General features: G+C 61.9%; 16 protein-coding genes. All 16 read left to right on the top strand.

Features of this window, described 5'->3' with window-relative positions; all coding sequences use genetic code 11:
* The first annotated feature begins 21 nt into the window (after positions 1-21).
* The 16 genes from GGD82_RS16610 to GGD82_RS16535 all read left to right on the top strand — a co-directional run bounded on the left by GGD82_RS16610 (position 22) and on the right by GGD82_RS16535 (position 12,657).
* The gene (locus GGD82_RS16610; protein ID WP_150063443.1) at positions 22-564 is read left to right on the top strand and encodes a hypothetical protein; all 543 of its coding nucleotides are present in this window, start codon (positions 22-24) and stop codon (positions 562-564) included.
* A gap of 13 nt (positions 565-577) precedes the next feature.
* Positions 578-748: a hypothetical protein gene (locus GGD82_RS16605; RefSeq protein ID WP_184013304.1), complete on the top strand. Its 171-nt coding sequence runs from the start codon at positions 578-580 to the stop codon at positions 746-748.
* A 126-nt stretch (positions 749-874) separates the two neighbouring features.
* A complete protein-coding gene (locus GGD82_RS16600; protein ID WP_150063444.1) occupies positions 875-1,780 on the top strand; it encodes a T4-gp32 family ssDNA-binding protein in 906 nt (301 codons plus the stop codon).
* On the top strand, positions 1,719-2,804 hold the full coding sequence (locus GGD82_RS16595; RefSeq protein ID WP_150063445.1) for a PIN domain nuclease: 1,086 nt from the start codon (positions 1,719-1,721) through the stop codon (positions 2,802-2,804). The genes GGD82_RS16600 and GGD82_RS16595 overlap by 62 nt, the downstream gene beginning before the upstream one ends.
* Positions 2,801-3,184 carry a hypothetical protein gene (locus GGD82_RS16590; protein WP_150063446.1) on the top strand — a complete coding sequence of 128 codons (384 nt, stop codon included), beginning with the start codon at positions 2,801-2,803 and terminating at the stop codon, positions 3,182-3,184. Before GGD82_RS16595 ends, GGD82_RS16590 begins: the two co-directional genes overlap by 4 nt.
* 6 nt (positions 3,185-3,190) lie before the next feature.
* Positions 3,191-4,249 carry a RecA family protein gene (locus GGD82_RS16585; protein WP_170284399.1) on the top strand — a complete coding sequence of 353 codons (1,059 nt, stop codon included), beginning with the start codon at positions 3,191-3,193 and terminating at the stop codon, positions 4,247-4,249.
* Positions 4,250-4,260: 11 nt separating this feature from the next.
* On the top strand, positions 4,261-4,920 hold the full coding sequence (locus GGD82_RS16580) for a hypothetical protein (RefSeq protein WP_184013303.1): 660 nt from the start codon (positions 4,261-4,263) through the stop codon (positions 4,918-4,920).
* A gap of 88 nt (positions 4,921-5,008) precedes the next feature.
* The gene (locus tag GGD82_RS16575) at positions 5,009-5,521 is read left to right on the top strand and encodes a hypothetical protein (RefSeq protein WP_150063448.1); all 513 of its coding nucleotides are present in this window, start codon (positions 5,009-5,011) and stop codon (positions 5,519-5,521) included.
* Positions 5,518-5,865: a hypothetical protein gene (locus GGD82_RS16570; RefSeq protein ID WP_150063449.1), complete on the top strand. Its 348-nt coding sequence runs from the start codon at positions 5,518-5,520 to the stop codon at positions 5,863-5,865. Before GGD82_RS16575 ends, GGD82_RS16570 begins: the two co-directional genes overlap by 4 nt.
* A gap of 63 nt (positions 5,866-5,928) precedes the next feature.
* Entirely contained in the window at positions 5,929-6,507 is a 579-nt protein-coding gene (locus tag GGD82_RS16565; protein WP_150063450.1) for a hypothetical protein, read from the top strand.
* Entirely contained in the window at positions 6,470-6,865 is a 396-nt protein-coding gene (locus GGD82_RS16560; RefSeq protein ID WP_221240816.1) for a hypothetical protein, read from the top strand. The genes GGD82_RS16565 and GGD82_RS16560 overlap by 38 nt, the downstream gene beginning before the upstream one ends.
* 85 nt (positions 6,866-6,950) lie before the next feature.
* Positions 6,951-8,675: an AAA family ATPase gene (locus tag GGD82_RS16555; RefSeq protein ID WP_170284400.1), complete on the top strand. Its 1,725-nt coding sequence runs from the start codon at positions 6,951-6,953 to the stop codon at positions 8,673-8,675.
* Between the two features lie 79 nt (positions 8,676-8,754).
* A complete protein-coding gene (locus GGD82_RS16550) occupies positions 8,755-9,834 on the top strand; it encodes a metallophosphoesterase (RefSeq protein ID WP_150063453.1) in 1,080 nt (359 codons plus the stop codon).
* An 80-nt stretch (positions 9,835-9,914) separates the two neighbouring features.
* Positions 9,915-10,313: a hypothetical protein gene (locus tag GGD82_RS16545; RefSeq protein ID WP_150063454.1), complete on the top strand. Its 399-nt coding sequence runs from the start codon at positions 9,915-9,917 to the stop codon at positions 10,311-10,313.
* Positions 10,310-10,723, top strand: coding sequence for a hypothetical protein (locus GGD82_RS16540; RefSeq protein ID WP_150063455.1), 414 nt, complete (start codon positions 10,310-10,312; stop codon positions 10,721-10,723). Before GGD82_RS16545 ends, GGD82_RS16540 begins: the two co-directional genes overlap by 4 nt.
* Positions 10,720-12,657, top strand: coding sequence for an AAA family ATPase (locus GGD82_RS16535; RefSeq protein ID WP_150063456.1), 1,938 nt, complete (start codon positions 10,720-10,722; stop codon positions 12,655-12,657). Before GGD82_RS16540 ends, GGD82_RS16535 begins: the two co-directional genes overlap by 4 nt.
* Positions 12,658-12,681: the final 24 nt, after the last annotated feature.

Below are 12,681 nucleotides of genomic sequence, written 5' to 3'. Positions count from 1 at the left end.
ACACACACGAGGAGATACATCGTGTCGGATGAGAAAAAAGGTGCGGCTGTAAAGTCTTACGTTGATCCCGAGCAGATCAACAAGGACGTTCAGATCAATGGCACTGATCTGAATAATGCGTTTTTGGAACAGAGCAGCTTGCTGGTGCACTACGGCGTGCAGGCCGGGCGCGCCGCGCATCAGGTCGACCGCGTCAAGCAGCTCCAGAAGCTCGCCGAAGCGCAGATCGACAAGGAGGTCCGTGAGCAGGCGTCCGACGAGGGGCGCAAGATTACCGAAAGCGCCATCACGGCGCAGATCACCGCGCATCCGAAGATGGTCCAGCTCGCCAAGATGCTGAGCGAGGCGCGGCTTCAAGAAAGCCTCGCCGACGTCGCCGTTGAGAGCCTGCGGCACCGGCGCGACATGCTCGTTCAGCTCGGAGCCCAGGCTCGCACCGAGATGCAGGGTGAAATCCGGGTCGCAATGGGCGAGGCCCGTGCAGCCGAGGAGAAGGCGGTGCGCGACCGGCTGCCTGGAAAACTGCGCGGGGCCGCCGGCACGTCGGGCCAGGAAGCGGCGTGATGCGTTCGATCTGGTGGAGCATTCGCTGGTCGCACGTCTGGCTGGCGCGTCACCTTGGGTCTTGAGCGGCGAGCCGGTGGCGTACATCGGCTTCAAAACGGTCATGGGCGAAGACGGCGTGGTGACGATCTTCACTCTTGGCCCGCTCGCCGCGCTCCGTGTCGTTCGAACCAAGACCAAGTAGGAGAAATTAGCGCAATCGCGAATTAGCGAAAAAACGCAAACGCGAATGCGCTATAATAGTGTCGTCTGATACGTCAGGCAGATCGACAGATGGGCACAGTCCCGAGCAGTCAAGGAAAACAGATACATGGCTATGAGTCCCGCACTTCTTGAGCGCATGAAGGCTGCCAAGCAGAAACATCAGCGCGGCGGCTACACGCCGACCAAGAAGATCAAGGAAGGCAAGACGAAGGTTCGCATCCTTCCGAACCCCAATCCCGAAAAGCCCTTCTGGCACGACCTTGGCCTCCATTGGGTCAAGGCCGAGAAGGACGGCAAGCCCCTCGCCGTCACCGGCTGTCACGACCACACCTACGAGACGCCGTGTCCGGTCTGCGTCGCGCTCGATCGGGCTCTGACCGCGACGTCCGACGACGATCAGGTTGCGGTCCTGAAGGAGTGCAAGGCGCGCAAGGAGGTCCTGGTCAACGCGCTCATTCGTGACGGCGCCGACGCCTCCGACGATCCGGTCGTTCTCAGTCTGACTTCCACCACCTTCTCTGCCATCGCTTCCATGATGGAGGAGTACGCGGACGAAGACGGCTTCGACAGCACCGATCTGGAGAACGGCATCGACCTGGTGATTGAACGCACCGGCAAGGGCCTCGACACCAAGTACACCGTCATGGCCTCGCGCAAGTCAACGCCGGTGCCGAAGGGCGTCATGGATAAGGTGGTCGACCTGGGCGAGCTGGTGAAGAACGAGTTCTTCAACAAGGAGACCAAGGCGCTCAATGCGATCCAGGAGATGTCTGGCGTGCCGGTCGTGGGCTATGCCAGCAAGACCATGCTGACCGGCCCGGGCAAGATCGTCGACGCCGAGGGCGACATCGAGGTCGACGAACCGGCACCGGCACCGGCTCCGAAGGGCGCGGGTACGCCGAAGGCCACGCCGAAGGCCACTCCGAAGGCCACTCCGCCCGAAGATACCGATGACGCGCCGTTCGACATGGACGACGACATGGCAGACATTCTCGCCGCTCTCGACGACTAACCTTCGACGCAAAGAGGACGGTGTTGCTCAGCGATGCCGTCCTCTTTGTCTCCGCAGTATGGAGGGTATCATGTCGGACGGGTATGTCCTGATCGACGGCAATTCGATCGGGTTCGCGGCACAAACGTCGCACAAGCTGTCGGCCGGCGGCAGCGATACGACGGCGATCTTCGGCGTCATCCGATCGGTGCGGCAGTTCGCCGCACAGTACGGCGCCACGCGGCGCCTGATCGTCCTGTGGGACGGCAAGGGTTGGCGCCACACGGTCTATCCTGAGTACAAGGCGCATCGCAGCAAGCCGGCCGTGACCGCGCACGAGAAGGCGCAGCGCGCCGCTCGCGACAGCTACAAGGCGCAGAAGAAGGACATCATGCGCGGTCTTAGCCTGATGGGCGTGGACCAGGTGATTGCGGCGAACATGGAGGCGGACGATCTGGCTGCCATCCTGACCGACCGCTATCGCAAACAGGGCAAGCGCATTCTGCTGATCTCCGGCGACAAGGATTGGCTCCAACTCGTCGGCAACAAGGTCGCGTGGTTCGACCCCATTCGCGGCAAGATAATCACGGCCGGTACGTTCAACGAACACACCGGCCTCGTCAACACGCGCCAGTTCGTCGAAGAAAAATGCCTCATTGGTGAGCCGGGCGATCTCGGTCCCGGTTCCGGCGTCGGCGGCATCGGCGCCAAGAAGGCGCGCGATCTGCTGGAGCGGTTCGGATCTGTTGGTGGCTTTCTCAACGCCTGGATGGACGGCTCGCTCAAGGACGAGAAGTTGCCGAAGGCGTTCCGCGACTTCGCCGATGAGACGCTGCCGGGCCAGAGCATCTTCGAGCGCAACAAAACCTTGGTTGACCTGCGCACATCGGCGCGGCCGAGCATCGTTGGACTGCGCGTCATCAAGGGCGCGCCGGATCGCGATGCGTTCACGGAGTTCTGCGGCGCCTTTGCTTTCCAATCCATTCTAAAGGATCTCGACGGCTTTTTGGAGCCGTTCGAAAACGCGCAGAAGGAGGCGGCATGACTAAGCAAATCGACCCAACAGGTCGGCTGGAAGAGTTGGTCAACACGCTCGCCTCCAGCCTCGACCGCCTGGCCGAGCACAGCGAGCGTCACGCTGCGACGTTGGGCGAGGACAGCGTGCGGCGCGCGGTGTTCTTCCTGCGCGAGCGCATGGGCGACGTGGAGACCCGGATGTTTGTCGCCGGCACGTCGCGCGTCAAGGATGTCTTCCGCGCGAACGACGCCTCGCTGGATTGTCTGGCTGAACCAAAGCCCATGGCGGAATCACAGGCATCTGCGGTCCCGGTTCAGCGTGCTTCGATGTTGTCGAAAGGCGGTCGACTGGTAGGAACCGCGCGGCCGGTCGACAACGACGGCGTGAGCTTCATCGAAGAGGATTGAATGGGCATGAGCATGACAGATTTGGCCAAGGAGATGGAGACGTTCATCGGCGGCAACGACGCGCCGGCCGAGGTTCGCTCCTTCATCGACACGGGATTCCCGCCGCTGAACCGGGTTTTGTCCGGACGCTACGACGGCGGCTTCCCGCGTGGACGCATCATCGAGATGTTTGGACCGCCCTCGTCCGGCAAGACAGCCATCGCGACGATGGCGTCGATCAGTGCGCAGCGGTTCGGCGGCATCGCTGGTTTCTCCGATCACGAACGTTCGTTTGCGGATCGACTGGCGCGCGCCTTGGGGCTCAACACGACGCCTGGCTCCTGGATCTACAAGAAGCCGCGCACGTTCGAGGACAGTATCAGTCTGTGCATCGCCGTCGCGGAGCGCGTGCGCGAGAAAAGGCTGATCGACCCGGACGCGCCGATCTTCTGGACCTTCGACAGTTTGGCCACGATGGTTCCGAAGTCGAAGATGGAGAAGTCCGTTAGCGGCTACGGGATGCACGACAACACGGCGCTCGCGCGGGCGACGTCGGCGGTGTTTCCGGCCTTCGATCAGTTCTGCGACGAACTGGGCATCACCGCGCTGTTCCTCAATCAGATGCGAACCAAGCCTGGCGTCGTCTACGGCGATCCGACCACGACGCCAGGCGGTGACGCGCCGAAGTTTCATGCCTCGATTCGTATCCAGCTTGGCGCGCGCAAGATCAAGTCCAAAGGCGGCGACGACGTGTTGGGCCAGGAGATCGGCGCCAAGGCTGTGAAGAACAAGATCACGCGCCCGTTTCAGACCGCCGCCTGGCGTTTCATGTTCCAGTCGGACGGCTCCGGCAAGTTCGACACGGTGGGTTCGCTGCTCGACTTCATGGCCAGCAACAAGCTGATCGAAGCGTCCGGCTCGCGCATCCAGTGGGACGGGAAAAACCTGTATCGCTCACAGGTTGTTGAGTTGATCGAGCGTGAGGGCCGCTACGACGAGTTGGTCGCCATGTTGCCGGAGGTGGACGATCCGGTCGTGGAAGTTCCTGAAGGTAAAGAGGGCGGCTGGGAAGAGCCCGCCGCGTAACGGAGATGACGATGCCTAAGAAAATCACCAAATCGCAGTTCGATAGCGCCCTCGTTGGGCGCGTGAACCGCATCGGCGGACTGCTCCAGGAGCAGCTTGCCACGATCACGGCCAACCCGGAGTACCTGACGTCCGACGTGGCCGAGCAGATGACCCAGTTTCTGAACGAAGCCGTCACCGCATTCGATACTTCCGTGGCGGCCATCATGGACGCGCCGAAGGTCACGGCGATCGGCAGCTTCAGTCTGAGTACGGTGCGCGGCGACGGCATCAAGCGCGTTCGCGGCGAGAACGCGCGTGCGCTGGCGCAGGAGCTGATCGAGCGTAAGGCCGCCGGCGAGGTCATCTCGGACGAAGACATGATGCGGCTGCCGGCCAATTGGCAGAAGGCCGTGCAGGACGGCACGATTGAGACGGCGCGCTCGGCCGCAGCCGAAGCCGTGTTTGAAGACATCACGTTGGTAACGCCCGAGCTTGGGGCGGAGCCGGAACCTGAGCCGGAGCCCGAGCCGGAACCCGAGCCGGAGGCGGAAGTGAAGGTTGAGCCGCCCAAGCCGAAGAAGAAATCCTCGATCGTCTATGCCGAAGATGAAGAGGATGAGACGCCCGCGAAGATCGACGATGTTCCGGATGATCTGGACATCAACGAATTGCTGGACGCCCTCGACTGATGGAGATTTGGCGGGAATATAGTTCCCGCCCGTGTTCCCGCCTTTTTTCTGTCAGTATAGATCAATCAAATCTGATTGAGAGGCAGACATGATCTTGCAGACCGGGCTCTTGGGCACCTTGAATATTCGACTGCGCGAAGCGCCGTTCGGGTTGTTCGAAACCCTTCGGACGCAGGACGCACGGGTCGCGGCCTTCAACATCGAGCGCATCATGGAGGGGTTCCGGCGCGAGCGACACTTTCGGGTCGAGCCTGTCGATGTCGTCCTGTTCAAGGACTTCACGTTCAAGGTGTCCGGCTTTGTCACGCACATGAATGGTGGCTATCAGACGCGGTGGGTCATCGACGTTGTGTCGGAGATCAACCCCACGCTCAACGTGGTCATGTCGAAGTTGAAGCAGAGCTTGGATGCGCTTGATCCCGGAATCGTGGTGTTCATTGACGACAATCTCGACGGTCTGTGCGCCGAGGCAGTGAACGCTTATCGCCGCCAGGCGCTTGCGGAGATCGAGGCACTGCGTGGGACGCTTCATGGCATCGAGCGCGTTCTGAACGCGCCGGTGCCGGTTATGAGCGAATCTAACATGGGAGATGCGGCATGACGGACGCAATGGATGCTGCCGACGTGATGGATCTGGCGGGCAAGAACATGGTGACGCTGGCGCTGACAAGCGCGCAGCGCGACGCGCTGCTGGGCAGCTTGAACCTGCTGCACAAGGCCCTCAAGGACGGCACCTTGAATTGTGAGATCGAGACCGTCGTGACCAACTATGGCGAGAACGCCCTGCCGACGCCCGATGAGATCGACGGGTTGGCCGAGGCTATCAATGGCGGCTCGGCCGACGTGACCCTCAAGGTCACAACCGCCATTCGCGCGGTCAACGAGGTGACGATCGCCATGCTGTGTATGGCCGATGATGCCGATGATGTGATTCAAACGTCGTAAATCGCTAATGCGCTAAAAAGCGATTTCGTGTAACGTGGGTATAGACCGTTTGAGAGGATGGCTATGCCCACGTTTGAAACAAATCTGCGCCGCGTTCGTTTGACGGAAACGGGTCGGTGGACCCTGATGACGCCCAAGGATCGTGAGCGCGCCCTGCACCTGTGCGACTTTTGCGCCATCAATTCCATGTGCATCACGCACGCGCGCCTTGCGGAGATCACGGGCGAGCTAGAGACGAAGGCGGTAATCGCGGAATGTCCGGGCTACCGCCCTCACCTCGCCTTCCGGGACGCGGTAGGTCTGGATGCGCGGTTCAACACCGTGCGACTGGGCAAGGCATGGATGAATCGGCTTCAGATCGGTCGCACCGTCACGCTGTGGAACAGCGTGCGCGACGTCTTCATTGGCGAAGCTATCGTGATTGGTCTGCGCACCATGCACTGGTCGAAGCTGACCGACGAGATCGCCCAGCAGAACCACACGCAGCTCGATACGCCGGTCGTCGGCGCCCAGGATCGTCTGTTCGAGGTTTTGCGACGCGGCTACGGTCCGCAGATGATGACGGTCGACCGTCAGGTGACGATCATCGACCTGGAGAGAACCTATGAGACGGAAGACGCCGCCGACTGGCGTGACGGTTGAACCAATGAAGACAGGGCGCCGCGTTGTCGGCGCCCTTTGGCGTTGGCCCAAGGGCACGCTGGTCTTCGTCATGGAATCTCGGCTGCGCGATGTGCGCCGTCAGGGTGAACGGAGCATCGCGGCCGCCTTGAGCAAGGGCGTGGCGTGCTGGAGTATCCATGAGGAGATTCTGATGGCGCTGCGGGCCAAGGGCGTTCACCTGGTGGTCGTGCGGGTCAAGGAGACCGGCGAAAAGTTCCTGGTTCACCTGAGCGCCTTTTGGGATCGCGCGGTCATGATCCGCGCCGGCAGCTACCGAATGGTTCCTATTCAGAATTTTGCACGCCGTCCGCGCGCTACAAAAATAAATCAGGTTTGATTGTTTTCTTGTGCAACCCCGCTGTGTGTCTGCTATATAAAGTGCATAAGTCAATTCTGACGTATCGCGCAACGGAGAGATGATTATGGATGGTGGCGTGATTGTGGCCGAAACGACCGAAGCTGAAGGTGAAACGATCGGCGAGTCGACCGGTGTCGTGGTTCTGGAGAGTACTGATCTTTTTAAAAAGATCGACGATCGCGGCGTCGTGTATTTCGATCTTGCGGGTCGGTATATGAATGGTGTGGTTCGCCGGGCCTTGAATGAAACCATGTCCAGTCGGCGGATCAATGAGTACGAGTTGCGGTTTCCGATCGACCTGCTGGCGAAACACGTCAAGACGATCGAGAACGAGATCGCCGATGTTGAGTTTACCAACCCTGAATACCGTAAGCACGCCGCTTCGTTTGTCGGCGCACTCAAGGTGTTCGAAAAGGAGTTGAAGGAGCGTCAGAACCAGCGGTTCGAGCGCGGTGAAATCGAAAATGACGATATGCACGCCTTCTTCGAGAAAGGCTGCGAGGTCTGGTACGTTCAGAAGGGCAAGCGCGTCGGCGGAATTGTCGAGGACGTCGAGTTCACCGAGGGGTGGCTCTTGCGATATTGGACGCTCAAGCTCCGTGTTCTCGCCGCGATCAACGGCAAGATCGAAGAGGCGACGACTGACTTCGTGGTGCCGGCGTTTGATCGGATGCTGATTAGCGATCTGAGGCTCCACAAGATCGACCCCGAGACCAAGGCGATGTTGCAGACTCGTGGCGAGAAATTCGCAACGTTCTGCGAGGGCGCCGTGTACGCCGCCTACACGGGCAATCTGGTTCGGTCGTCGTACTTTGCTGATCGTTCGTATCGGGCGACCGGACGGGTCATGATCGACGTGCGATCCTTCAGGCAGATGGAACCGGACGGATGGCGTAACGAGCTTCGGGCTTTGGACGTTGAGACGATCGAATCGGACTCGAACACTGACGCCGTGGGAATCGACACCAGCGAATACTGGCGGTGCTTGCCCACTCTTCATGGCTTCTCGTTCGCCTGTAAGCAGTGGGGCCGCCTGGACATCGACGATCTGCGGGAGATCAAATTCCGCGAAGACGCCTACGACAAGCTCGTTCTGGACGAACAGGACAAGAAGCTGATCGAGGTCTTGGTGCGGAACGGTCAGACCGGCTTCGAGGACGTCATCGAGAGCAAGGGTGGTGGCACCATCTTCCTGCTGCACGGCGAACCGGGCCGAGGGAAGACGTTGACGGCCGAGGCGGTGTCGGAGCTGTTGCGCCGGCCTCTCTACACTATTTCGGTCGGTGAATTGGGCACTGATCCGCGGGCTTTGGAAGTGTCGCTTCGCGAGATCCTTGACGTTGCGATGACGTGGAACGCCGTCATTCTGCTGGACGAAGCCGACATCTTCCTGGAGGAGCGCGACGAGAAGGATATCGTTCGTAACGCGATGGTCGGCGTGTTCTTGCGCCTTTTGGAGTATCACCAGGGCGTGATGTTCCTCACGACCAATCGTGTGCGGAACATTGACCGCGCGTTCTATAGCCGCGTTTCGTTGGCGATCCGCTTCGGCGCCATCGACAACGAGTGGCGCAAGAGGGTCTGGGGCAATCTGCTGCTGGCGGCCGGGCTGGACCATATCGACCCGGACGTTTTGGCGCACTACGACCTCAACGGCCGGCAGATCAAGAGCGCAATCCGGCATGCGCAGGCCCTGGCGCGAAGCGAGGACATCGAGCCAACGATCCGGCATATCGAGCGGTTCGTGGAGCGGGCACGGCGCTTCGAACAGGACATCCAGAACTCCTAGTTCGAAAGGTTGCGGCGCCTGGCGCGTGTTAGGCGCCGCAACACCGAAATGATAAATCAAATCTGATTGGAAATGCGCGATGATCCCCTACTCGATCTCGTCCGATCATCACTGCCACAACTGGTCGGCGTTCAGCGAGACCACCGAGGGCGGCGTCAACTCGCGGCTCTCCACGATCCTGAAGGAGCTGACCCGCCAGGCCGATGAACTGCTGGAGCGCGGCGGGACCATGATGTTCCTGGCCGGCGATCTGTTTCACGTCCGCGGCTCGGTCGATCCGAGCGTGCTGAACCCCGTCGTTGAGACCATTCGCGGCATCGTGGATCGGGGCGTTCAGATTCACGCCATTCCCGGCAACCACGACCTGAAGTCCAACGACACGACGGAGCTGGGCAACGCCATTCAGGTGTTGTCTACGATCGAGGGCTTCACCGTGGTCACGCGACCGACGGCCGTCGACGTCGACGATCACGTCGTGTTCATGGTCCCCTGGCGCGCCACGCTGGAGGCCCTGCGCGAGAGTGTAAACACGATCCCGGCCGAGCAGCGTCGAGGCGCTGATCTGATCATCCACGCGCCGATCAATGGCTCGCTGCCTGTGGCGTTCGACAACGCCCTGGATCCGAAGGAGATCGGCGACATCGGCTGGGGCTTCCGGCGCGTCTTCAGTGGGCATTTTCACAATCACGCCTGTCTCGGGCACGGCGTGTTCTCGATCGGCGCTACGACGCAGCAGACGTGGCGCGATATCGGCAGCAAGGCTGGTTTCCTGATCGTCGACGACGAGGTGACGTTCCGGGCAAGCCGGGCGCCGTCGTTTATCGAGATCACCGAGGTTGATGCGGCCGATGAGGACGAATTGACTCTGACGGTCGACGGCAACTATGTCCGCGTCCGCTTCGAGAGCATCAAGCCCGCGCAGGAGAAAGAGCTGCGTCAGATCCTGATGGACAAGAAGGCGCAGGGCGTCGTGATCCAGGCTGTGCGGGAAACAGCCACCGTCGCGCGCGCCGGGGCCAGCGTCTCGGCCGGCGCCTCAATTGAGACGTCGGTGCTCGATTTCGTCGCCATGCTCGACTACGAGGACAAGGCCGCCGTCACCTGTCTAGCCGAGGAAGTCTTGATCAAGACGCGCGAAAGCCTCGCGCGCGCTGACTAATCCATTCGCTATGCCATCGCGAATTCGCGAATATACGAATTCGCTAATTCGCGATGGCACGAAGACACGAGGAGAGCAACATGGGTGATCTGTTCACCGTCCGCATGGAGCGGAAGCGCATCATCTACACCTACGACGACAAGGGCGCGCGGGTCGGTGAGCGCGTCGAGATGATCCAGGAGACCTACGCTGGGCTCCCCTTCGTCACGGCGCAGGGGTACAAGGAGCGCCACCCGGACGCGAATGTGATCGTGACGAAGGCGGAGCGCAACGATCGGTCGCGCGTCCGGGTCGGCGCTTCGGCCGCGTCACGTCATCAGAAGCCCAATAGCCGGACGGATCGTCCGGCCGCGTCACGTCATCAGAAGCCCAATAGCCGGACGGATCGTCCGGCCGCGTCGCGGCCAGCTTCGGTCGATGGCGGCAGCTACGCCGATGCGATCAACGCCGAGATGCGAGCGATGGAGAAGCGGGCATGAGCGAGCGAAAGGCAAAGTTCACCGCCCTCTATGAGGTTCCCACCACGTTCGGCTGGAAGGAGGTTCGCCTCATCCATCTTCAGCTCGGCTCGATGGACAAGGCGTGGGAGGTGGCGCCGCGGCTGGGCGACATTCTCTGGCCGAACAAAGACGCCAGCCTTTTGTGCATGTTGCGCCGGCACCGGCAGGTCGAAGCGATCCACGAGATGTTCGCGCGTTCGCCGTGTCATCGAATGGCGCCGCACGATGTGGAGATGCTGACGGTGGCCGACTTGAGCATCGCGGGCAAGACCAAGCAGCGCCTGCGTGCGGCGGGGCTGACGAAGGTTCTTGGCCGTCGCCGTCCGCAGCCGGCCGGATCGGGCCGTCCGCGTCGCAGCGAGGCGGCTGAAGTGGGAGCGAGCCGATGAAATTCACGGATATGGTCATCCAGAATTTCCTCACGATCGGCGAGGCCACGATCGGGCTCGACGACGTGGGTTTGATGCTGATCCAGGGGGTCAACGACGATGACTCGTCGGCCGACAGCAACGGCGCCGGCAAGTCCTCGATCGCCGATGCGCTGTCGTGGTGTCTCTTCGGCATCACGGCGCGCGGCGTCACCGGCGACGGCGTGGTCAACCGCACCGTCGGCAAAGAGACGTGCGTCCAGCTCGATGTGAAGGATGGGGAGGACATCTACCGGATCATCCGCCATCGCAAGCACAAGACGGGCAAGAACGCGGTCCATCTGCTCAAGCTGGACGGGACCGGCGCCAGTACCGATCTGACGAAGGGCACGGACAAGCTGACACAGGCGGAGGTCGTGCGCGTCATCGGCTGCTCTTACGAGGTATTTCGGGCGGCCGTGTACGCCGCCCAGGAGCAGATGCCTGATCTGCCGGCGCTGACTGACAAGCAACTCAAGCTGCTGGTCGAGGAGGCGGCCGGCATCACGCTGCTGGAGCAGGCGCATGACACCGCGCGCGCCGTTCTGGTCGCGGAGCGCGCCCAATTGTCGGAGGTGGAGCGCGACCTTGCGCGCCTGAATGATCGTCTGGAAATTGTTCAGTCAAATCTGATTGGAGCCGAGCGCCGGCAGGAGGTGTTCGAACGCGAGCGCGCCGCGCGCGTCTTGGCGGCGCGCGAGTTGGCGAAGGCTGCGGCGGGTGAAGCGAAGACGGCTGCGCGCGCGGCTGAGGTCTATGATCCGACCGAACTGGCGGCGCAGCTCGCGGAGGTCGACGCCAAGATCGCCGGTCTTGAAGGCGAACGGCAGCGCGAGCGCGAGCTGGCCGATGACGCCGCCAAGGCTGATCGAACCGCCGGCATCGAACGCTCCAAGCTCACGCGCCTGGTCGACGAGGTGCGCGCGACCAAGGCGCGTCTGACCAACACGGAGGAGCTGGTCGGTACCCCGTGCGGCGAATGTGGCAAGACCTACGAGACGGGCGATCTGACCGAGGTGCGCGCGCACCTCGGTCAATCCCTGCACGACGTCGTTGCGCGCTGCAAAGCACAGAAAACAGTCGCGGATGACGCACAGACGCGCGCTCAGATGCTCGCTGATGCGTTGGAAGAACATCGCGCGAGCATGACAAGCGTTGCAGCGTTGAACGCGCAGCGTGACGCTCTGAGACGGGATATCGACGCACGCGCCGCGCGGTTGAGTGAGGTCGCGCGGCACACCGAGCAGGCGCGCAAGTATCTGACCGACGCCGAGACGCGCAAAACCGAGCCTAATCCGCACGACGCCGAGGTGGCTGAGCAGACCGCGCTGATCACGGCGCTGACCGAGAAGATCAACGCCATCAAAACAACCGCCCTGCCCGCCGGCCAGAAGAAGGTCGAGGTGGCCGAGCAGGTCGTGCGTGTCTATGGACCGGGCGGCGTCCGCGCCCTCATTCTCGACACCGTGACGCCGTTCCTTAACGAGCGCACGGCGCGCTACCTCGGCACGCTGACCGATGGCCACGCCCAGGCCACATGGTCGACGCTGACGCGCACGGCGAAGGGCGAGCTGCGGGAGAAGTTCACCATCGACGTTGTACACGCCGCCGGCGGGGACTCCTTTGCGGCGCTGTCTGGCGGCGAGAAGCGCAAGGTGCGTGTCGCGTGCGCCCTCGCCCTTCAGGACCTGGTGGCGAGCCGCGCGACCAAGCCGATCGAGCTGTTCTTTGGCGACGAGATCGACGACGCACTCGATAGCGCCGGTCTGGAACGTCTCATGGGCATTCTGGAGGAGAAGGCGCGCGAACGCGGCACCGTCATGGTGATTTCGCATCGGTCTCTGCGCGACTGGATCTCGCAGGTGCTGACGGTGCGCAAGCACGGCGGCTTGGCGAGTGTCGAATGGGTGACCTGACGCGCGCCGTCGCAAAAGTGCTAT

The organism is Roseospira marina, assembly GCF_014197855.1.
GTDB lineage: Bacteria > Pseudomonadota > Alphaproteobacteria > Rhodospirillales > Rhodospirillaceae > Rhodospira > Rhodospira marina.
The sequence above is the reverse complement of the archived record's forward strand: the minus strand, read 5'-3'. Positions and strand labels throughout refer to the sequence as shown.